The 428-nt window shown below is 61.4% G+C and carries 1 protein-coding gene; it reads right to left on the bottom strand.

From position 1 onward, the window contains the following. Window positions 1-186 (bottom strand): hypothetical protein (locus EN786_RS38380; protein WP_210238929.1); only part of this gene is annotated, 186 nt, incomplete at its 3' end. Window positions 187-428 lie beyond the last annotated feature (242 nt).

Below are 428 nucleotides of genomic sequence, written 5' to 3'. Positions count from 1 at the left end.
GCAAGATGAATCCGCCATGACCCGCTTTTCAATCCCCTTCGGTTCAAATGAGCCGGCGCCAGCCTGACAGTACCGCCACTGCCAACTCAGCTCGTATGCGCGATGAGCTTGTCCACTGTCTCGGGAAGTCCGGCGTTCGACCAGATGCCAGGGCGCGTCGTGATGCTTCGGAAACAGTGCATTCATCGCAGCGCTAAGTCCGACGCAAGTCGTTCCGCTGCTGCGAAAGGCGATCGACGTGTTCGCCCTGGGTGGCTTTCATTGAACCCACCGCGACCGCCACCGGGCCTCCAACGTCGAATACAGGCGCCGACTGATCAGCCCAACTGTCCTATGGGCCTGGATTGCCGTCACCTCAGCTCGTATGCGCGACGAGCTTGTCCACCGTCTCGGGGAAGAAGTCGGGCGCCGAGTGGCGCTTGCCGAAC

The organism is Mesorhizobium sp. M4B.F.Ca.ET.143.01.1.1 (genome assembly GCF_004792275.1).
GTDB lineage: Bacteria > Pseudomonadota > Alphaproteobacteria > Rhizobiales > Rhizobiaceae > Mesorhizobium > Mesorhizobium abyssinicae.
The sequence above is the reverse complement of the archived record's forward strand: the minus strand, read 5'-3'. Positions and strand labels throughout refer to the sequence as shown.